Source organism: Streptomyces sp. Tu6071 (assembly GCF_000213055.1).
In the GTDB taxonomy this organism is placed as follows: Bacteria; Actinomycetota; Actinomycetes; order Streptomycetales; family Streptomycetaceae; genus Streptomyces; species Streptomyces evansiae.
This window is the reverse complement of sequence record NZ_CM001165.1, coordinates 4,835,731-4,854,674: the sequence shown is the minus strand read 5'-3', so window position 1 is coordinate 4,854,674 and position 18,944 is coordinate 4,835,731. Positions and strand designations below refer to the sequence as shown.

At 73.7% G+C, this 18,944-nt stretch carries 18 protein-coding genes; 9 read left to right on the top strand and 9 right to left on the bottom strand.

The annotated features are described in order from the left end of the window. Window positions 1-107: 107 nt before the first annotated feature. Window positions 108-1,109, top strand: a complete 1,002-nt coding sequence (locus tag STTU_RS20425) for a sigma-70 family RNA polymerase sigma factor (RefSeq protein ID WP_007826327.1) — start codon at window positions 108-110, stop codon at window positions 1,107-1,109. 112 nt (window positions 1,110-1,221) lie between these two features. Here STTU_RS20425 and STTU_RS20420 read toward each other — a convergent pair whose 3' ends face one another. After that, entirely contained in the window at window positions 1,222-2,124 is a 903-nt protein-coding gene (locus STTU_RS20420) for a DUF3152 domain-containing protein (RefSeq protein ID WP_007826326.1), read from the bottom strand. Window positions 2,125-2,283: 159 nt separating this feature from the next. Here STTU_RS20420 and STTU_RS20415 point away from each other — a divergent pair, with 159 nt between their 5' ends. The 3 genes from STTU_RS20415 (at window position 2,284) to STTU_RS20405 (ending at window position 5,209) form a co-directional block, all read left to right on the top strand. Then, window positions 2,284-2,967: a response regulator transcription factor gene (locus tag STTU_RS20415; RefSeq protein WP_007826325.1), complete on the top strand. Its 684-nt coding sequence runs from the start codon at window positions 2,284-2,286 to the stop codon at window positions 2,965-2,967. A 266-nt stretch (window positions 2,968-3,233) separates the two neighbouring features. Then, window positions 3,234-4,661: a sensor histidine kinase gene (locus STTU_RS20410; RefSeq protein ID WP_007826324.1), complete on the top strand. Its 1,428-nt coding sequence runs from the start codon at window positions 3,234-3,236 to the stop codon at window positions 4,659-4,661. Next, window positions 4,658-5,209 carry a GerMN domain-containing protein gene (locus tag STTU_RS20405; protein WP_043255816.1) on the top strand — a complete coding sequence of 184 codons (552 nt, stop codon included), beginning with the start codon at window positions 4,658-4,660 and terminating at the stop codon, window positions 5,207-5,209. The genes STTU_RS20410 and STTU_RS20405 overlap by 4 nt, the downstream gene beginning before the upstream one ends. Here STTU_RS20405 and STTU_RS20400 read toward each other — a convergent pair. Beyond that, window positions 5,172-5,465: an STAS domain-containing protein gene (locus STTU_RS20400; RefSeq protein WP_043255814.1), complete on the bottom strand. Its 294-nt coding sequence runs from the start codon at window positions 5,463-5,465 to the stop codon at window positions 5,172-5,174. The genes STTU_RS20405 and STTU_RS20400 overlap by 38 nt on opposite strands. Window positions 5,466-5,992: 527 nt before the next feature. Here STTU_RS20400 and STTU_RS20395 point away from each other — a divergent pair. From STTU_RS20395 to STTU_RS20375, 5 genes are all read left to right on the top strand, one after another. Further along, a complete protein-coding gene (locus STTU_RS20395) occupies window positions 5,993-6,916 on the top strand; it encodes an AEC family transporter (RefSeq protein ID WP_007826321.1) in 924 nt (307 codons plus the stop codon). A 101-nt stretch (window positions 6,917-7,017) separates the two neighbouring features. Further along, complete coding sequence (locus STTU_RS20390) at window positions 7,018-7,455, top strand: SRPBCC family protein (RefSeq protein ID WP_043255812.1); 438 nt, start codon at window positions 7,018-7,020, stop codon at window positions 7,453-7,455. A gap of 72 nt (window positions 7,456-7,527) precedes the next feature. Beyond that, complete coding sequence (locus STTU_RS20385) at window positions 7,528-8,175, top strand: ArsR/SmtB family transcription factor (protein ID WP_052862392.1); 648 nt, start codon at window positions 7,528-7,530, stop codon at window positions 8,173-8,175. Between the two features lie 7 nt (window positions 8,176-8,182). Further along, a complete protein-coding gene (locus STTU_RS20380) occupies window positions 8,183-9,484 on the top strand; it encodes an MFS transporter (RefSeq protein WP_007826318.1) in 1,302 nt (433 codons plus the stop codon). Window positions 9,485-9,523: 39 nt separating this feature from the next. Then, complete coding sequence (locus tag STTU_RS20375; protein WP_007826316.1) at window positions 9,524-10,213, top strand: PIG-L deacetylase family protein; 690 nt, start codon at window positions 9,524-9,526, stop codon at window positions 10,211-10,213. 55 nt (window positions 10,214-10,268) lie between these two features. On the opposite strand, the gene STTU_RS20370 is transcribed toward STTU_RS20375, so the two are convergent. The 7 genes from STTU_RS20370 to STTU_RS20340 form a co-directional block, all read right to left on the bottom strand. Further along, window positions 10,269-11,549 (bottom strand): thymidine phosphorylase, encoded by a 1,281-nt coding sequence (locus STTU_RS20370; RefSeq protein ID WP_007826315.1) that lies wholly within the window; start codon window positions 11,547-11,549, stop codon window positions 10,269-10,271. A 76-nt stretch (window positions 11,550-11,625) separates the two neighbouring features. Further along, window positions 11,626-12,030: a cytidine deaminase gene (locus STTU_RS20365; protein ID WP_010271774.1), complete on the bottom strand. Its 405-nt coding sequence runs from the start codon at window positions 12,028-12,030 to the stop codon at window positions 11,626-11,628. Continuing rightward, window positions 12,027-13,295 (bottom strand): ABC transporter permease, encoded by a 1,269-nt coding sequence (locus STTU_RS20360; protein WP_009065986.1) that lies wholly within the window; start codon window positions 13,293-13,295, stop codon window positions 12,027-12,029. Before STTU_RS20360 ends, STTU_RS20365 begins: the two co-directional genes overlap by 4 nt. After that, entirely contained in the window at window positions 13,292-14,521 is a 1,230-nt protein-coding gene (locus STTU_RS20355) for an ABC transporter permease (RefSeq protein WP_078519011.1), read from the bottom strand. Before STTU_RS20355 ends, STTU_RS20360 begins: the two co-directional genes overlap by 4 nt. Continuing rightward, the gene (locus STTU_RS20350; protein ID WP_007826310.1) at window positions 14,518-16,110 is read right to left on the bottom strand and encodes an ABC transporter ATP-binding protein; all 1,593 of its coding nucleotides are present in this window, start codon (window positions 16,108-16,110) and stop codon (window positions 14,518-14,520) included. The genes STTU_RS20355 and STTU_RS20350 overlap by 4 nt, the downstream gene beginning before the upstream one ends. Before the next feature lie 357 nt (window positions 16,111-16,467). Beyond that, entirely contained in the window at window positions 16,468-17,532 is a 1,065-nt protein-coding gene (locus STTU_RS20345) for a BMP family lipoprotein (RefSeq protein ID WP_007826309.1), read from the bottom strand. A gap of 225 nt (window positions 17,533-17,757) precedes the next feature. After that, complete coding sequence (locus STTU_RS20340; RefSeq protein ID WP_043255808.1) at window positions 17,758-18,834, bottom strand: BMP family lipoprotein; 1,077 nt, start codon at window positions 18,832-18,834, stop codon at window positions 17,758-17,760. Between the last annotated feature and the right edge of the window lie 110 nt (window positions 18,835-18,944).

Here is an 18,944-nt window from a genome sequence, read left to right as displayed (position 1 = left end):
GGCGGGCGCGGGCCGTTGTCAGTGGGCTCTTGTAGCGTCCGCAGGACCGTCGTCGCGTCAGTGCGGGGGCGGCTTCCGCACGCTGTTTTCCGAGCCGGGGGTATGTCGTGGGCGAGGCCGGGGCGACCATCACGGACGCGCGTCTTGAGGAGTACCGCCGGGAGTTGACGGGGTACTGCTACCGGATGCTCGGCTCCCCCTTCGAGGCCGAGGACGCGGTGCAGGACACGATGGTGCGGGCGTGGAAGGCGCTCGACTCCTTCGAGGGCCGCTCCTCGCTGCGCTCGTGGCTCTACCGCATCGCGACCAACGTGTGCCTCGACGCGCTCAACGCGGGCAACAGGCGCGCGCTCCCCATGGACCTCACCTCGCCGCAGCCCGCCGCGAGCGCCGTCCTCAAGGAGCGCCCCGAGCCGACGTGGCTGGAGCCCGTGCCGGACGCGAAGGTGCTCCCCGCCCATCCGGACGACCCCGCCGAGACCGCGGCGCTCCGCGACTCCGTGCGGCTCGCCTTCGTCGCCGCGCTCCAGCACCTCCCCGCGAAGCAGCGCGCCGTGCTCATCCTCAGGGAAGTCCTCGCCTGGCGCGCGCAGGAGGTCGCCCACCTGCTCGGCACGACGGTCGCGGGCGTCAACAGCGCGCTCCAGCGCGCCCGCGCGACCCTCGCCGAGCACCCGGTCCGGCAGACCGACACCGTCGCCCCGCTCGACGCCGGGCAACGCGCGCTCCTCGACCGGTACGTGGCCGCCTTCGAGGGCTACGACATGGAGGCCCTCACGGCGCTGCTCCACGAGGACGCCGTGATGTCGATGCCCCCGTACGACCTGTGGCTCGTCGGCCCGGAGAACTTCACGGGCTGGATGCTCGGCACCGGCTCCGTCTGCCGGGGCTCGCGCCTCGTCCCGACCGTCGCCAACGGCGCCCCCGCCTTCGGGCACTACCACCGGGAGCCGGACGGCTCGGGCTTCACGCCGTGGGCGGTGCAGGTCATGGACCTGGACGCGGGCCGCGTCCGGGGCGTGCACTGCTTCCTGGACGCGGCCCGCTGGTTCCCGCTCTTCGGGCTGCCGACGCGGCTCGACGCGGAGGGGCGGGGGGTCGTGGGCTGAGGGGCGGACGGGTAGGACGGGTAGGACGGGTACGAGGGGGCCCGGTGGGCGCGGCCGGGGTCGGGCGCGGCGGGCGCGGTGGGCCCAATGGACGCGGTGGGCGCGGTCCGGGTCAGGCCACGGCGGGCCCGCCCAGGTACGTCCCGTTCCTGTCGTACGGCCACGCGTTGGGCGCGCAGCCCTTGAGCCCGTAGATCTGCTGCATCATCGCGGGCGCGGGGCGCCCTGCGCCGGGGCAGGTCTCGTGGCCGTGGCCGATGCGGTGGCCGACCTCGTGGTTGATGATCAGCGCGCGGTACTCCTCGACCGGGCCCGAGAACTCGGGTGAACCGGTCAGCCAGCGCTTGAGGTTGACGATGACCTGACTGCCGACGTCGCAGTTGACCTCGCCGTGCGTGTCGAGCCCGGCCTGCCCGCACAGCCGGTCCACGGTGTCGGGCGTCGCGATCTTCACCTCGAAGTCGTGCGGGCCCGAACCGACGAGCTGGAAGGAGTCGCGGCCGTTCGCGGTCCAGCCGCGCGGGTCGGCGAGCACGCGCTCGATCTGCCGCGCCGCCTCCGTCGCGGATATACCGCTGCCCCCCTCGACCTGCACGGTGTACCGGCGGACGGTGGCGCCGTGCCCGACGAGGCCGCCGCTCGCCGAGGCGGTGGTGAAGAGCCCGGTGCCGCTCTTCGGGCCGGGGCCCGGGGACGCGGACATTTCGGGGGACTTCGACGGCTTCGCCTTCGGGGACTTCCCCGCCCCGGTCGAGGCACTGGGCCTGCCGCGCGCCTCGGTGCGGACCGCCTCCGGCGAAGGGCTCGTACGGGACGTGCCCGCGCTCCCCGCCTCCGCACCCCCGTCGCCGCCGTGGCCGCCGTGGCCGCCGCGCGCGACGAGGCCGGCGGCCAGGAGGGTCACGACGGCGAGCGCGGCGAGCCCGAGGAGGCCGCGCCTGCGGCTCGTGGCCTTGCGCTCCTCCGAGCGGCGGGCGGTGCGGGAGTCGCGGGCGGCGGGTTTCTTCTGGCGCATGGGGCGGGCCGGGTTCCTCGGTGTCGGCGACGGGGCCGCTCCAGGCTGCACAGCGGGCGTCACCGTGCTTGGCCGCCCGTACGACCGTTCCGTAACAACCGCCCCGCGCGCACCCGCACCCGCACGGATGACCGCCCTGCGCACACGCATACTGGCCGCATGTCCCGCGTACTGCTCATCGAGGATGACGAGCCCGTCCGCCGGGCCGTCACCCTCGGGCTCCGGCGTCAGGGGCACGAGGTGCGGGCGGCGGCGAGCGGCGAGGAGGGGCTCGCGGCCTTCGCCGCGGCCGTGCCCGACGTCGTGGTGCTCGACTGGATGCTGCCGGGCATGGACGGGCTGGAGGTGTGCCGGAGGCTGCGCACGCCCGAGCGGGCGCACGTACCGCTGCTCCTCGTGACCGCGCGCGGCGATGACATCGATGTCGTCGTGGGCCTGGAGGCGGGCGCGGACGACTACGTGGTCAAGCCCGTACGGGCCCGTGTGCTCGACGCGCGCATCCGCGCGGTCCTGCGCCGCCTCGACACGCCGGGCACCCCGCCGCCGGAGACGCACGGCCCGCTCACGATCGACCGCACGGGCCTCCGCGTCGCCCACGAGGGCGCCCCGGTCCCGCTCGCCCCTTCCGAACTCCGCCTCCTGCTGACCCTCTCGGCCTCCCCGGGCCAGGTCCTCAGCCGCCAGCAACTCCTGGAGGCGGTCTGGGAGCACAGCTACCACGGCGACATCCGCCTGGTGGACGCCTGCGTGAAGCGCCTGCGCAACAAGCTCGCCGCGGCGGCGGACCGCGTCGAGACGGTCCGGGGCTTCGGCTACCGCTTCCGCGGGGGGAGTACGGGATGAGGGGCGCGGGGCCCCCGCGGGCCCGCCGAGACCGCGCGCCCGGCCCGACACGCACGCAAGCGCCGCCCACGACCTCGCCCGCCGCCGCCCCGGCCGACCAGGAGGCCACCGCCGGCAGCGAGGCCACCACCGGCGCGGAGGCCGTCGCCGAGCAGGAGACCACCGCCGACAAGGGAGCCACCGCCGACAAGGGGGCCATCGCCGAGCGGGAGGCCGCCGTCTCCCGTCGTCCCCGGCTCCCCTCGTTCGGCGGGCTGCGGGGCCGCATGGTGCTCGCCTTCGCGCTCGTCGCCGTCGTCAGCGCGCTCGGGACCGGGGCGCTGACCTTTCGCGAGGCGCGGAACGGGCTCCTGCAGCGGAGCCAGGACGGCGTGGTGGATCAGTTCAGGGACGAGGTCGGGCAGGTCGCGCCCGGCTTCGCGACGCCCGCCGACCAGGACACGCTGACAGAGCTCGCGAGCCGCCTCGTCTCGGGGCACCGCGCGCAGAGCTGGCGCGTCGTCGCCACGTACGGGGCCCTGCGGGCCGACGCGGGCAGCGGGCCGGCGCCCGAGCTGATCGGGCGGGAGCTGCGCGGCCGGGTGGAGACGCACTCGGTCGCGGTCTTCCAGCGGGTGCGCGCGCGCAGCGGCACCGTGCTCGTCGTCGGCCTGCCCGTCACGTACGCGGGCGACTCCCGCGGCCTGAGCGGTCTCTCGGTCTACCTCATCGTCCCGCAGTCGGGCGAGGAGGCGTACGTGGCGGCTCTCGTGAGCGCCGTCGAGCGGGCCGCGCTGCCGTCGCTCGGGCTCGCCGTGCTGCTCGCGCTGCTGCTCGCGCGCGGGGTGCTGCGGCCCGTGCGGGAGTTGCGGGGGGCGCAGCGGCGGATGGCCGAGGGGGACCTCGGGACGCGGCTGAGAGTGCAGGGCTCGGACGAACTCGCCGGGCTCGCGGGGGCGTTCAACGAGACGGCGGCGGCGCTGGAGAAGTCGGTCGCGGAGTTGCGCCGGATGGAGGCGCGGGCCCGGCGCTTCGCCGCCGACGTCTCGCACGAACTGCGCACGCCGCTCGCCGCGATGGCGGCGGTGACCGACGTACTCGCCGAGGAGGCACCGCGTTTCGACAAGGACACGGCGGACGCGGTGCGGCTCGTGACGGAGGAGACGATGCGCCTCGCGCGCCTCGTGGAGGACCTGATGGAGATCTCCCGTTTCGACGCGGGGGCCGTGGAGCTGCACGCCGACGATCTCGACCTCGCGGAGTCCGTGCGCCGCACGCTTTCCACCCGTGGGTGGACGGGCCGGGTGGAGACGGAACTCCCGGCGGGGGTACGGGCCCGCGTCGACCCGCGTCGCCTCGACGTCGTCGTCGCGAACCTCGTCGGCAATGCGCTCAAGCACGGCGCCGCACCGGTCCGCCTCGCGCTGCGCCCGCTGCCGTCCCCGCGAGGCGTCGAGATCGAGGTGAGCGACCGGGGCCCCGGCGTTCCCGAGGCCGCGCTCCCGCACCTCTTCGACCGCTTCTTCAAGGCCGGGGCGGCCCGCACCCGCAGCGAGAGCAGCGGCCTGGGCCTCGCGATCACGCACGAGAACGTCCGGCTGCACGGCGGTGACGTCACGGCGGCCAACCGCCCGGACGGGGGCGTGGTCTTCACCGTACGGCTGCCGCTCGCCCCGCCGGAGGACGCGGGGAAGACCCCGGAGGCACGGGCATGAGGCGGCCCCGCTCTTCGCGCACGCTCGGCGCTCTCGCTCTCGCCGCCGCGGGGCTGCTCGCCGGGTGCGGGGTGCCGCCCACGGACGTCATCGAGGTCGGCGCCCCGGCAACGGGCCTGCGTCTGGCGCACGGCGTCTACTTCCTCGTACGGGACGAGCCGGGCACTCTCCGCGCCGCGCCGCGCCCGGAGACCTCCGGGCGCGGCGCACTGCGCGCGCTCCTCGCGGGCCCGTCGCCCGCGGAAGGCCCGACGCTGATGACGGCGCTCCCGAAGGATCTCCCCCTCCCGGGCCTCGCCGTGCGGGACACGACCCTGGAGCTGCGCTTCCCGAAGCGGACGCCGCCGCTCTCCGCGGGCGCGAGCCGCCAACTGGCCTGCACGGCCCTCCTCAACACCTCCGTGCCGACCGCGCTGCCGCACGCCACCGCCGCCCCCGACCAGGGCGCCGCCCTCCCCGCGCCCCGCCTCACGACGGCGCGCGTGAGCGTCCCCGGCACGCCCGCCACGCTCACCGACCGCGCGGAGTGCCCGGGGCTGGCGGACTGACGCCGAGCACGTCCGCCAGGCCCAAGGCGCCCAACAGCGCGTCGAGTTCGTGCGGGGCGCCCCGCAGCCGCACCCCGCACCCGTGCTGCCGGGCCGTGAGCGCGAGCCGGGCGAGCAGGTCCACCGCGGCGAGCCCCCCGGCCGCGAACCCGTCGAGATCGAGCACGAGCGTGCCGGAGCGCCGGGCGAGCGCGGCGACCCTCCGGTGGAGCGCGGGCAGGTCGGCGGGGGCGGGGAGCGCGGGGAGCGCGAGCACGGGGACGCGGGGAGGGGGGTCCGCCGGCCCGCCGGGCCCGGGCGGTCCGCCCAACCCTTCGGACGCGCCCGGACCTTGGGACGCACCCGGACCTTGGGACGCACCCGGACCTTGAGCTTCGCCCGGCTCTGCGCATGAACCCGCACCTTGGGCCTCGCCCGACTCCCGGGACGCACCCGCACCTCGGGCCGCACCCGGACCCTGGGCCTCGCCCGGACCTCGTGGTTCGCCCGGGACCGGTCCCGGTGGACCACCCGGTCCTCGGGGTGGACGCGGGGCTGCGGGTTCGCTCGCTTCTTGGGCCACGAAGGGGTGACCGGACGGGACCGCCCGACTCATCGCGGCGCCACCGGGCCCGCGTTCGGGGCCCGCCCCGTACCGCCTCGCCCGCCCGCGCACCCGGGCCCCCGCCCCCGTACCGGCGCCCGCGCCCCACCTCGGACAATGACCCGTATGCGTGCACCCACCACCGAGCCCCCGGTCCCCCTCTCCGCCGCCCCCGAGGTCCCCGCTCCGGAAGGCTCCCCGTGCGTGGCGTGCTGACCGGGTTCTGGGTCATCGCCGCGGTCATCGCCGTGGGGTACGCGCTCGGGCGGAGCGGGCGGCTCGGGGAGGGCGGGCGCGAGACGCTGACGCGGCTCGCGTTCCACGTGGCGACGCCCGCGCTGCTCTTCACGACGCTCGCCGACGCCGATCTCGGCGTGCTGCTCTCGGCGAAGCTGCTGGTCACGGCGGGGAGCGTCGTCGCCGTGGGCGCCGTGTACGGGGTCGTCGCCGCCGTGCGCGGCTGGGGGGTCGGGCCCGGCACGATCGGCGCGCTGTGCTCCGGGTACGTCAACGCCGGGAACCTCGGCATCCCCATCGCCGTGTACGTGCTCGGCGACGCCTCGCTCGTCGCGCCCGTCCTCCTCTTCCAGCAGATCGTGGCGACCCCCGTCGGGCTCACGATCCTCGACCTGCGGCGCCCCGACCGTACACGGGGCGGCCTCGTGCGGCAGGCCCTCACGCCGCTGCGGAACCCGGTCGCGGTCGGCTCGCTGAGCGGGGTCGCCGTCGCGGCGCTCGGCCTCGACGTCCCGGGGCCCGTCATGGACCCGCTCACGCTCGTCGGCAACATGTCGGTGCCCGCCGTGCTGCTCGCCTTCGGCATCTCGCTGCGCGGCTCGGCGCTCCCGGCCCGGGGGCCGGAGGCAGGGCAGGTGCTGCTCTCGGCCGGGCTCAAGGCGGTCGGCCAGCCGCTCATCGCGTGGTTCCTCGCGGCGTGCGTCTTCGGGCTGCGGGGGCACGACCTCCTCGCGGTCGTCGTGACCTCGGCGCTGCCCGCCGCGCAGAACCTCTACACGTACGCGGTGCGGTACCGCGTGGCCGAACGCCTCGCCCGCGAATCGGTGTTGCTCTCGACAGTGCTCTCGGTACCGGTGCTCGTGGGGGTGGCGGCGGCGCTGGGGTGAGTGTGGCGGGGGGTGGTACGGGGAAGAGGTGCAGTCCACGGCGGACGGCGGGCCCCATCCCGTACCCCGCCTCCCGCAGCCCTCGTACGAGGAGAGCCGCCATGATCCGAGTGACCCGCACGCTCGCAGTGCCCTACCCGCAGGCGAAGGTGATCGCCTACCTGGCCGACTTCGCCCACGCCGTGGACTGGGACCCCGGCACGGTCTCGTGCGAACGCCTCGGCGAGGGCACGGTCGGCGAGGGCTCCCGCTGGCACAACGTGACGGAGTTCCGGGGGCGCCGCACCGAACTGACGTACCGCCTCGACACGTACACCCCCGACCGCCTCGTCTTCTCCGGCGTCAGCAAGACGGCCGAGACGACCGACGACCTCAGCTTCACGCCCGGCGCGGGCAGCACCGTCATCACCTACCACGCCACAATCCGCTTCAAGGGCCTCAGCGCCCTGGCCTCGCCCGTCCTCCACCGCGAGTTCGAACGCCTGGGCGACGAGATCACGACGACGATGCCGAGGGCGGTGGCACAGGCGCTGGGGTAGCGGAACCTGATTGCCAAGACTTCTTCGCGAAGAACTCTTTGCGAAGGAGTCTTCGCGGTCTACGCTGCCCGTATGAGCGCAGAAGACACGCCCACGCCTCCCACCGCCTTGCCACCCGTCGCCCCCGTCGACCTCGACGCCAAGGGCCTGCGGGCTCTCGCGCATCCCGTTCGGGTGCAATTGCTCGGAGCGTTGCGGCGGTTCGGGCCGTCCACCGCGACCGCGCTCGCGCAGCGGCTCGGGGTCAGTTCGGGGACCGCGAGCTACCACCTGCGGCAGCTCGGGGGTGCCGGCTTCGTCGTCGAGGACAGCGAGCGGGGCAACAACCGCGAGCGGTGGTGGCGGGCCGCGCACGGCGGGACGCTCTTCGACTCCAGTACGTACGTGGAGCGGGAGCCCGAGGCGACCTTCCTCTACCACCAGGCCGTCGCCGCCGCGCACGCGCGCCGGATGCAGGACGCCGTGAACGAGTACGCGACGCTGCCCGCCGAGTGGCGCGAGGTCTCCGACATGAGCGACTACTCGCTGTGGCTCTCGCCCGGGGAGGCGCTGCGGCTCGGCGAGGAGGTGCGCGAGGTCATCGCCCGCTACCGGCAGGCGGGCGCGGGGGAGGCACCCGACGGCACCGGACGCGTCTCGATGATCGTGCACGTCATCCCCGAGGTGGACGGGTCCCCCGCGAGCGACGTCCCTCCGCCGGCCGCCTCCGGCGAGGAATGAGCCCGCCATGACCACCGCACCCCGCTCCCTGCGCCCCCTGATCGGCGTCCTGCTCGCCCTCGGCGTCGCGCAGACCGCGACGCGCATATCCGCGATCGCGCTCCCCTGGTACGTACTCGCCACGACCGGCAGCGCGACGCAGACCGGTCTCGTCGCCTTCTGCGAGATGGGCCCGTACGTGCTCGCGCAGACCTTCGGCGGACCGCTCGTCGACCGCGTCGGGGCGCGCGTGGTCTCCGGGACGACCGACCTCGTGAGCGCCCTCGCGGCGGCGGCGATCCCCCTGCTGGACGTCAGCGGCGGCCTGAACATCGGCGTCCTGCTCGCACTCGTCGCCGTGATCGGCACGGCGCGCGGGCCCGGCGACCTCGCCAAGCACGTCATGGTGCCCGAGGCCGCCGACCTCGCGCGGGTCCCGATGGAGCGGGCGACGGGGCTGTCCGGCACCGTCGAACGGCTCGCGAGCACGCTGGGGCTCGCGGGCGGCGGCGCGGTCGTGGCCCTCCTCGGCGCGCTGACCTCGCTGACCGTCATGGCCGGGCTCTTCGCGCTCGGTTCGCTCGTCGTGCTGACGACGCTGCCGCGCCGGGCCACGGCCCCCGCGCACCACGCGACGGAGACGGAGGAGGACGAGGGCTACTGGCGGCGGCTGCGCGCGGGCGCCGCCTTCCTGCGCCGGGACCGGCTGCTGCTCGCGGTGTGCGTCGTGGTCGGCGTCACCAACCTACTCGACGCGGCCACCTCCAGCGTGCTGATCCCCGTGTGGGCGCGGGACTCGGGCGGCGGGGTCGGGTCGATCGGGCTCGTGGGCGCCGCGATGGGGATCGGGGGCGTCGCGGGGAGCGTCGTGGCGGCGATGTACGCGCACCGGCTGCGCAGGCGGCCCGTCTTCTTCTTCGGCTACCTCATGGCGGGCGCGCCACGCTATGCCGTCCTCGCCCTGGACGTGCCGCTGTGGCTCGTGGTCACCGTCTTCGTGGCCTCCGGCCTCGGCGCGGGCTTCCTCAACCCGATCCTCGGCGCCGTCCAGATCGAACGCGTGCCGCGCCCGCTCCTGGGCCGGGTCAGCGGCCTCGTCACCGCCTTCGCCTGGGCGGGCATCCCCTTCGGCGGCCTCGTCGCGGGCTCCCTGCTCGGCGCGACGGCCCTCGTCCCGGCACTCCTGGTCTTCGGCGCGCTGTACTTCCTGACGACGAGCCTGGCGGGACTCCTCCCGGAGTGGCGCGAGATGGACCGGCGACCGCGCTCGGCGGTGGCGGGGGCCGTTCCGCGTACCGGCGACCACGAATCAAGCCCTTCCGGGGTTTGAGGAGCGGGGGCCGGGGGGCGCGCCCCCTACGCTGCCCCCATGCCCGCTCTCCTCGCTGTCTTCGCCCATCCCGACGACGAGTCCCTGTCCGCCGGTGGTCTGCTCGCGCGGGCGGCCGACGCGGGCTGGCACACGGGGGTCGTGACGGCCACGTGGACGGCGGGGACGCATCGCGAGCCCGAACTCCGCGAGGCGCTGCGGGTGTTGGGGGCCGGGGCGCCGAGGTTCCTCGGGTACGCGGACGCGAGGGTGCCGGAGTCGGCGCCGGGCGAGGTGCGGTTGCTGGACGCCGCGCTCGAAGACGCGGTGGCGCGGCTCGGCGGGTACGTGTCCGAGTTCGGGCCCGACGTGATCGTCACGCACGACGCGCTCGGCGGGCTGACCGGCCACCCCGACCACGTCCGGACGCACGAGGTCGCCGCCGGGGCGGCCGAGGCGGCGGGCGTCCCGCTGTGGTGCGCGACGCACCCCGGGTCGGCGCTGCGGGACTGGGGCGTCCTGCTGCGGGCCGGGCAGGCCGCGCACGTCCTGCCGGAGGAGCGGGTGGACCTGCGGGTGGACGTACGGCCCTGGCTGGAACGGAAGTGGGCGGCGGTTCTCGCGCATGCGAGTGAGGTGGAGCGGGGGGCGGCTCCCGGGCGGCTGGCCGCCATGTCGGCGGAGGAGCGGGGGCGGTTGCTCGGGACGGAGTGGTACGAGACCGGCGGGGCCGGGCCGGAAGTCCCCTGACACCCGGGCGGGCCTTTCCCGGGGCTCCGCCCCGGAAGGGACGGCCCGTTGGGGGTCAGCCCGCCGCCACCCGGTCCAGCACGATCGGGCGGGCCATCAGGCCACCCGTTTCCTCGATGTCGTACGAGCCCTCCACCGACTCCAGCGCGTACGCGAAGCGGTCCGGGGTGTCCGTGTGCAGCGTCAGCAGCGGCTGGCCGGCCCGGACCGGTTCCCCGGGCTTCGCGTGGAGTTCGACGCCCGCCCCGGCCTGTACCGGGTCCTCCTTGCGGGCGCGGCCCGCGCCCAGGCGCCAGGCGGCCACGCCGATGTCGTAGGCGTCGAGGCGGGTCAGGACGCCGTCGCGCGGGGCCGTGACCACGTGGGTCTCGCGGGCCACCGGCAGATCGGCGTCCGGGTCGCCGCCCTGCGCCGCGATCATCCGCCGCCACACGTCCATCGCCGAGCCGTCCGCGAGCGCCTTCGCCGGGTCCGCGTCCGTCAGGCCCGCCCCGTCCAGCATCTCCCGCGCCAGCGCGAGCGTCAGCTCGACGACGTCCGCCGGGCCCCCGCCCGCCAGGACCTCCAGCGACTCCCGTACCTCCAGGGCGTTGCCCGCCGTCAGGCCGAGCGGCGTGGACATGTCGGTGAGCAGCGCCACCGTCCGTACCCCGTGGTCCGTGCCCAGGCCGACCATCGTCTCGGCGAGTTCGCGTGCGTCGGCCGCGTTCTTCATGAAGGCACCGGACCCGCACTTCACGTCCAGGACGAGCGAGCCCGTGCCCTCCGCGATCTTCTTCGACATGATCGAGGAGGCGATGAGCGGGATCGCCTCGACCGTCCCGGTCACGTCGCGCAGCGCGTACAGCTTCTTGTCGGCGGGGGCGAGGCCGTCGCCCGCCGCGCAGATGACGGCGCCCGTCGAGTCCAGTACGTCCATCAGCTCGGCGTTCGAGAGGCTCGCGCGCCAGCCGGGGACGGCCTCCAGCTTGTCGAGCGTGCCGCCCGTGTGCCCGAGCCCGCGCCCGCTGAGCTGCGGCACCGCCGCCCCGCACGCCGCGACGAGCGGCGCGAGCGGGAGCGTGATCTTGTCGCCCACGCCGCCGGTGGAGTGCTTGTCGGCGGTCGGGCGGCTGAGCGAGGAGAAGTCCATGCGCTCGCCCGAGGCGATCATCGCGGCGGTCCAGCGCGCGATCTCGCGGCGCGTCATGCCGTTGAGCAGGATCGCCATCGCGAGCGCGGACATCTGCTCGTCCGCGACGGCGCCCCGCGTGTACGCGTCCACGACCCAGTCGATCTGCGCCTCGCTCAGCTCCCCCCGGTCGCGCTTCGTACGGATGACGGAGATGACGTCCACTGACGGCTCCCAACATGAAGAACGGTACGGGCCCGGCGCGTGCGCCGGGCCCGTCATGACGTGTGCCCACTACGGGTCAGAGCTTGTGCGGCCCGAAGGCGTCGGGCAGTTGCTGCGCGAGGGTGCGGACACCGGCCGCCGTCTCCAGGAGCAGCGCGTCGCCCCCGTGCTCGTGGAGGAGCTGGCGGCAGCGCCCGCACGGCATGAGGACCTGGCCCTCGCCGTCCACGCACGTGAAGTGGGTGAGCCTGCCGCCGCCCGAGAGCAGGAGCTGCGAGACGAGCCCGCACTCGGCGCACAGGCTCAGCCCGTAGCTCGCGTTCTCGACGTTGCAGCCGGTCACGGTGCGGCCGTCGGCGACGCGCGCGGCGGCTCCGACGCGGTAGCCGGAGTACGGCGCGTACGCCTGGAGCATCGCCGTACGGGCGGCCTCGCGCAGCCCGTCCCAGTCGAAGTCCGCGTCCGCCCGCGTCACCGTCATCCGCCCTGGCCCTTCCGGTACGGCATCCCGTCCGCCTTCGGCATCCGCAGCCGCTGCGCCGAGAGCGCGAGCACCAGGAGCGTCACGACGTACGGCGTCATGGAGACGAACTGCGAGGGGACCTCGTCGCTCAACAGGTACCACACGAGCAGCAGCGCCCCGACGACCGTCGTGACGGCCGCCGCGAGCCACTTCTTGCGCCACACGAGCCACGCCACGGCGAAGACGAGCAGGATGACGAGGAGGAGGAGCACCGCGTGCACGTTCTCGCCGCCGCCGCGCAGGCGGAGCGAGTCGGTGTAGCCGAAGAGCCCGGCGCCGAGGGCGAGTCCGCCCGGCATCCAGTTGCCGAAGATCATCGCGGCGAGGCCGATGTAGCCGCGCCCGCCGGTCTGGCCCTCCAGGTAGATGTTCGAGGAGACGAGCGCGAGGAAGGCGCCGCCGAGCCCCGCGAAACCGCCGGAGATGATCACCGCGAGGTACTTGTAGCGGTAGACGTCCACGCCGAGGGACTCGGCCGCGACCGGGTTCTCGCCGCAGGAGCGCAGCCGCAGGCCGAAGCTCGTGCGCCACAGCACCCACCACGTGAACGGCACGAGGAGCAGGGCGATCAGGGTCAGCGGCGAGAGGTCGGTGAGGACGCCGCCGACCAGTCCGGCGAGGTCCGAGACCAGGAACCAGTGCTTGTCGGCGAGGTCGCCGAGCCCGTCCGCGATCCCGGGCACGGTCCAGGTGCCGAGCGAGTCGATCGGCGGGGACTGCTTCGACGTGCCGCCGTCCGCCTCGGCGAAGGTGAAGATCGAGAGGTAGCGCGTGACGCCGAGCGCGAGGATGTTGATCGCGACACCGGAGACGATGTGGTTGACGTTGTACGTCACCGTGATGATCGCGTGCAGCAGGCCGCCGATCGCGCCGCCGACGACGCCCAGCAGGATGCCGGTCCACGGGCCCCACTGGTAACCGGCCCAGGCGCCGAACCAGGTGCCGAGGATCATCATGCCTTCGAGGCCGATGTTGACGACGCCCGCGCGCTCCGCCCACAGGCCGCCGAGCCCGGCGAGGCCGATCGGCACGGCGAGGCGCAGCGCGGCGGACATCTGCCCGGTCGAGGTGATGCCGTCCGCGCCCGTCACGAGGCGGACGACGGAGACGATGATCAGCAGCCCGGCGACGAGCAGCAGCGCGACGGGCCAGGTGAGTGTGGTGCGGGGACGGGCCGAAGCGGCCCGCGCCTTCTCCGGTGCGGTGGTGGTGGGCGTACTCATCGGGCCGCCGCCTCCTTCTTGACCTCGGTGGACGGGGTGGCGGCGGCAGCGGCTGCCGCGAGTTCGAGCCCGACGCGGCGCTGCTGGCGGCGCAGGCCCCACAGGCGTACCTGCTCGTAGGAGACGACGACGGCGATCACGATGATCCCCTGCATGATCGTCGCGATCTCCTTCTCGTAGCCGTTGTAGTCCAGGACCGAACTGGCCTTGTCGAGGAAGGCGATCAGGAGCGAGGCGGCGGCGATGCCGAGCGGGTTGTTGCGGCCGAGCAGGGCGATCGTGATGCCGGTGAAGCCGAGGCCGCTGGGGAAGCTCTGGCTGTACGTGTGCGTGTCGCCGAGCAGGATCGGCAGGCCCGCGAGCCCGGCGACCGCGCCGGAGAGGAGCATCGCGGTGAGCGTCATGCGCTTGGCGCTGACGCCGCTCGCCGCCGCGGCCTCCTCGGAGGCGCCCGAGGCGCGCAGGTCGAAGCCGAAGCGGGTGCGGTTGAGGACGAGCCAGTAGACGACGCCCGCGAGGACGGCGACGAAGACGAAACCGTAGATCTCGCCCGCGTCGCCCATGCCGATGCCGGGGAACCAGCCGGCCTTGTCCATGGCGCCCGTCGTCTGGTTGTTGCCGACGGGGACGCCGAAGTTGTCGGTGAGGCACAGCCACACGATGAGCGCGGTCGCGATCGAGTTGAGCATGATCGTCGCGACGACCTCGCTCACGCCGCGCGTGACCTTGAGGACACCGGCGACCCCGGCCCACAGCGCCCCGGTGAGCATCGCGATGATCAGCAGCACGGGGATCTGGAGGACCTGCGGCAGCGCGAGGTGGAAACCGGCGATCGCGGTGACGCAGGCGGCGAGGCGGTACTGGCCGTCCACGCCGATGTTGAAGAGGTTCATGCGGAAGCCGACGGCGACCGCGAGCGCGGCGAGGTAGTAGACGCCCGCCTGGTTGATGATCAGGACCTGCTGGTCGGAGTAGCCGATCTGCTCGAACATGAGCTGGAACGGCTCGACCGGGTTCTTGCCGGAGGCGAGGAGGACGACGCCGGTCACGACGAGGGACAGCACGAGGGCGATGACGGGGCCCGCCGCGGCCAGGATCAGGCGCTCGGAGTCCCACTTCTTGCCGGAGGGGCCGTGCGCCGTGCCGGTGGGGGCCTTGCCCGGCGCTCCGGGCTTGCCCGGCTCCAGCGGCGACTCGTCCGGCTTCTTCGCGGAGAGGTTGCTCATCGGGGGGTGTCCTTCTCCTGCCGGGCCTTCGCGGTCTGCGGGGGTACGGGTTTCTGCACGGCGTCCGGCGCGGGGGCGTCCGGCGCGGGGGCGGCCGGCGCGGGGGCGGCCGTCGTGGGCGCCGCCTCCTCCAGGTGGCCGCTGCTCGCGCCCGTCATCGCGGAGCCCAGCTCCTCGGGGGTGATGTGCGCGGGGTCGGCGTCGGCGACGAGGCGGCCCCGGTAGATGACCCGCAGCGTGTCCGAGAGGCCGATGAGTTCGTCGAGGTCGGCGGAGATGAGGAGGACCGCGAGTCCTTCGCGGCGTGCCTCGCGGATCTGGTCCCAGATCTGCGCCTGCGCGCCGACGTCCACGCCGCGGGTGGGGTGCGCGGCGATGAGGAAGCGCGGCTTGTGGCTCATCTCGCGGCCGACGATGAGCTTCTGCTGGTTGCCGCCGGAGAGCGAACCGGCCGTCACGTCGATGCCGGGCGTACGGACGTCGTACTCGGCGACGATGCGGCGCGTGTCCTCCTGCGCGGCCTTCGGCGTGAGCCAGAAGCCCTTCGCCGAGGGCTCCTCGGTGACGTGCCCGAGCATGCGGTTCTCCCACAGCGGCGCGTCCAGGAGGAGGCCGTGGCGGTGGCGGTCCTCGGGGATGTAGCCGACGCCGTGCTCGCGGCGCTTGCGCGTCGGCCACGGCGTGATCTCCTCGCCCGCGAGGAGGATGCGGCCCGAGTCGGCGCCCTTGAGGCCGATGAGCGCCTCGATCAGCTCGGTCTGCCCGTTGCCCTCGACGCCCGCGATGCCGAGGACTTCGCCCTCGTGGATCGTGAAGCCGATGTCGTCGAGCACGGGGCGCCCGCCGTCGGCGCACAGCCGCAGGCCCTCGACGCGCAGCAGCTCGCGCTCCGTCACGGTCGACTCGGCGGTCTCCGGGGTCGGCAGTTCGCTGCCGACCATCAGCTCGGCGAGCTGCTTGGGGGTCGTCTCGGCGGGGACGGCGGTGCCCACCGTCGTACCGCGCCGGATGACGGTGATGTCGTCGGCGACGGAGAGGACCTCGCCGAGCTTGTGCGAGATGAAGATGACGCTGAGGCCCTCGGCCTTCAGCTCGCGCAGGTTGCCGAAGAGCGCGTCGACCTCCTGCGGGACGAGCACCGCGGTCGGCTCGTCGAGAATGAGCGTCGTCGCGCCCCGGTAGAGGACCTTGAGGATCTCGACGCGCTGCCGCTCGGCGACGCCGAGGTCCTCGACGCGCGCGTCGGGGCGGACCCCGAGCCCGTACCGCTCCGACAGCTCGATGATCCGGCGGCGCGCGGCCCCGCCGATGCCGTGCAGCTTCTCGCTGCCGAGGACCGTGTTCTCCAGGACCGTGAGGTAGTCGGCGAGCATGAAGTGCTGGTGCACCATGCCGATGCCGCGCGCGATGGCGTCGGCCGGGGAGCCGAAGGCGGCCTCCTGGCCGTCCACGCGGATCGTGCCCTCGTCGGGCTTCTGCATCCCGTAGAGGATCTTCATGAGCGTCGACTTGCCCGCGCCGTTCTCGCCGACGAGCGCGTGCACGGTGCCCTTGCGGACGCTGAGGTGGATGTCGTGGTTGGCGACCACGCCCGGGAAGCGCTTGGTGATGCCCTGGAGCTCGACCGCGGGCGCCTGGCCGCCGGACGGGGGGCTTTGAGACGCGTTGATGGCGCATTCTCCTCGGAAGGGGGCCCGCGTGCGGCGGCCCGGGACGTGTCGGGAGGGGTGGTGCGGGTGCCGGGCGGCCCCGGGGCGGGTTCAGCCTCCCCGGGGCCGGTGACGGCACCGTTGCGTGGCGGTATCCACTGGTTCAGTTGTGGCGGTACGGGGACCGCCGCGCGGTGGTACGGGCTCCCCCCGGTCCCGTACAGGCTCCGCTCGGCCCCGTACCGCCTGCGCGTGCCGTGCCCGGACGATACGCGCCGTCCGGGCCCGGCGGACGGGTCAGCTGGTGGTCTTGACCTTGATCTTGCCCGCGGCGATGTCGGCCTTGGCCTTCTCGATGGCCTTCTGGAGCTTGGCGTCGCCCTTGAACTCCGGGTTGGAGTCGGCGAGGCCGACACCGTCGGAGCCGAGGTCGGCGCGGACGACGCCGGTCGCGGGCTTGCCGTCCCGGACCGACTTCACGAGGTTGTAGACCGCGCCCGCGACGTCCTTCGTGGCGGAGGTGAGGATGTGGTCCTTGTACTTCGCGAGCGGCTTCTGGTTGTACTGGTCGGAGTCGACGCCGATCGCCCACTTGTCGGCGGCGGCAGCGGCCTCGATGACGCCCTGGCCCGAGAGACCTGCGGCGGCGTAGACGACGTCCGCGCCCTTGTCGATCTGGCCCTTCGCGGCCTCCTTGCCCAGGTTCGGGCTGGAGAAGCCGCCGTCCTCGGCCTTCTCGGTGAGGTACTGCTTCTCGATCTTGATCTTCGGGTTGACCGACTGGGCGCCCTGGACGTACCCGGCCTCGAACTTGTGGATGAGGGGGACGTCCACGCCGCCGACGAAGCCGATGTGGTCGCTCTTGCTGGTCATCGCGGCGGCGATGCCGGCGAGGTAGCTGGCCTGCTCCTCGTGGAAGACGAGGTCGGCGACGTTCTTCTCCTGGACGGTCTCGTCGTCCACGATGCCGAAGGTCGTCTTCGGGTGCTTGGCCGCGACCTCCTTGATGGCGGGCGCGTAGGCGAAGCCGACACCGATGACGGGGTTGTAGCCCTGCTTGGCGAGCTGGTCGAGACGCGCGACCTTGTCGGCGTCGGACTCGCCGTCGGTGGGCTCGACGTCCTTGCCGGTGAGCTTGAAGTCCTGCTCGGCCTTCGCCATGCCCGCGTGCGCGGCATCATTGAAGGACTGGTCGCCGCGGCCACCGACGTCGTAGGCGAGGGCGAGGCCCTTGGCCTTGGAGTCGCCGCCCTTGTCCTTGTCGGCGGCGGCGTCGCTGGAGGTACCGCCACAAGCGGTGACGGAGACGGCGAGAGCAGCGGTCGCAATGCCTGCGGCAGCGATTCGGGACAGGCGGCGCATGAGCGGGACTCCTTGTGTGGCGGCGCCCCGATGGGCGCTGGTTCCGCCGCAGCGTAACGCGCGTAGATCGCACGGAAAACCCCCGCAGGTCACCCGTTATCCACCTGTGCCCCGCAGGGGCGGGCCGTTTTCGGGGCGTCCGCCCCGGACCCCGCTCCTCAAACGCCGGAGGGGCCGGGTGTTCGCGCGACAGCGCATGCCCAGCCCCTCTCGTGCGCTACCGCGTCAGGACGTCGGGACCTTGATCTTGCCCGCCTTGATGTCCGCTTCGGCCTTCTCGACCGCCGCCGTCAGCTCCGTCATCTTCCCGTAGGCCGGGTTCGACTCGGAGAGTCCCACGCGGCCCGAGGACAGGTCGAAGCGGGTCTCGCCCGTCTTCGGGGAGCCGTCCACGACCGACTTCGTCAGGTCGTAGACCGCGCCGCCCACGTCCTTCAGGACCGACGTCAGGATGCACTCCTTGTACTTCGCGAGCGGCTTCTGGCGGTACTGGTCGGAGTCGACGCCGATGACCCATTTCTTCGCGGCGGCGGCCTCCTCGATGACGCCCTGGCCCGAGAGCCCGGCCGCCGCGTAGAGGACGTCGGCGCCCTTGTCGAGCTGGCCCTTCGCCGCCTCCTTGCCCAGGTTCGGGCTGGAGAAGCCGCCGTCCTCGGCCTTCTCGGTGAGGTACTGCTCCTCGACCTCGATCTTCGGGTCCACGGAGGCGACCCCCGCCTTGAAGCCCGCGCCGAACTTGTGGATGAGCGGCACGTCGACGCCGCCGATGAAGCCCACGTGCTTCTTCTTCGTCGCCTTCGCCGCCGCGACGCCCGCGAGGTAGGAGCCCTGCTCCTCGTGGAAGACGAGGTCGGCGACGTTGTCGCCCTTGACGGTGTCGTCGTCGATGATGCCGAAGGTGAGCTTCGGGTACTTGGGCGCGACCTCCTTCAGGGCGGGCGCGTACGCGAAGCCGACGCCGACGATCGGGTTGTAGCCGTTCTTGGCGAGCTGCGTGAGGCGCGCGACCTTGTCGGCGTCCGACTCGCCGTCCTGCGGCTCCACGTCCTGGCCGCCGAGCTTGAACTCCTTGCGGGCCTTCTCGAAGCCCGAGTACGCGGCGTCGTTGAAGGACTGGTCGCCGCGCCCGCCGACGTCGTACGCGAGACCGATGCCCTTGGCGGCGGCGGAGGAGGCGGAGTCGCCCTTCTTCGCGTCGTCGTCCTTCCCGGCCTCACCGCTCGTCTTCCCGCAGGCGGTGGCGGCGAGCGCCAGCGCGGCGACTCCCACGGCGACCCGGGTGAACCTCGACTTGTGACCCACGGGGAACTCCCCTTCTCCAGGCGCTTGTTCGACGCGTTCGTCGGCGCTCTCCAACGCGCCGCACAGTAACGCGCGTAGAAGCGGTGGCGAAGGGCTTCGGCGAGGCGTTA

Bases quoted from the DNA above. Each gene is read 5' to 3' on its own strand.
- STTU_RS20385 (WP_052862392.1), top strand. From the start codon at position 7,528: ATGAGCGCAGAAGACACGCCCACGCCTCCCACCGCCTTGCCACCCGTC.
- STTU_RS20415 (WP_007826325.1), top strand. From the start codon at position 2,284: ATGTCCCGCGTACTGCTCATCGAGGATGACGAGCCCGTCCGCCGGGCC.
- STTU_RS20360 (WP_009065986.1), bottom strand. From the start codon at position 13,295: ATGAGTACGCCCACCACCACCGCACCGGAGAAGGCGCGGGCCGCTTCG.
- STTU_RS20375 (WP_007826316.1), top strand. From the start codon at position 9,524: ATGCCCGCTCTCCTCGCTGTCTTCGCCCATCCCGACGACGAGTCCCTG.
- STTU_RS20355 (WP_078519011.1), bottom strand. From the start codon at position 14,521: ATGAGCAACCTCTCCGCGAAGAAGCCGGACGAGTCGCCGCTGGAGCCG.
- STTU_RS20365 (WP_010271774.1), bottom strand. From the start codon at position 12,030: ATGACGGTGACGCGGGCGGACGCGGACTTCGACTGGGACGGGCTGCGC.
- STTU_RS20345 (WP_007826309.1), bottom strand. From the start codon at position 17,532: ATGCGCCGCCTGTCCCGAATCGCTGCCGCAGGCATTGCGACCGCTGCT.
- STTU_RS20390 (WP_043255812.1), top strand. From the start codon at position 7,018: ATGATCCGAGTGACCCGCACGCTCGCAGTGCCCTACCCGCAGGCGAAG.
- STTU_RS20380 (WP_007826318.1), top strand. From the start codon at position 8,183: ATGACCACCGCACCCCGCTCCCTGCGCCCCCTGATCGGCGTCCTGCTC.
- STTU_RS20405 (WP_043255816.1), top strand. From the start codon at position 4,658: ATGAGGCGGCCCCGCTCTTCGCGCACGCTCGGCGCTCTCGCTCTCGCC.
- STTU_RS20410 (WP_007826324.1), top strand. From the start codon at position 3,234: ATGGTGCTCGCCTTCGCGCTCGTCGCCGTCGTCAGCGCGCTCGGGACC.
- STTU_RS20420 (WP_007826326.1), bottom strand. From the start codon at position 2,124: ATGCGCCAGAAGAAACCCGCCGCCCGCGACTCCCGCACCGCCCGCCGC.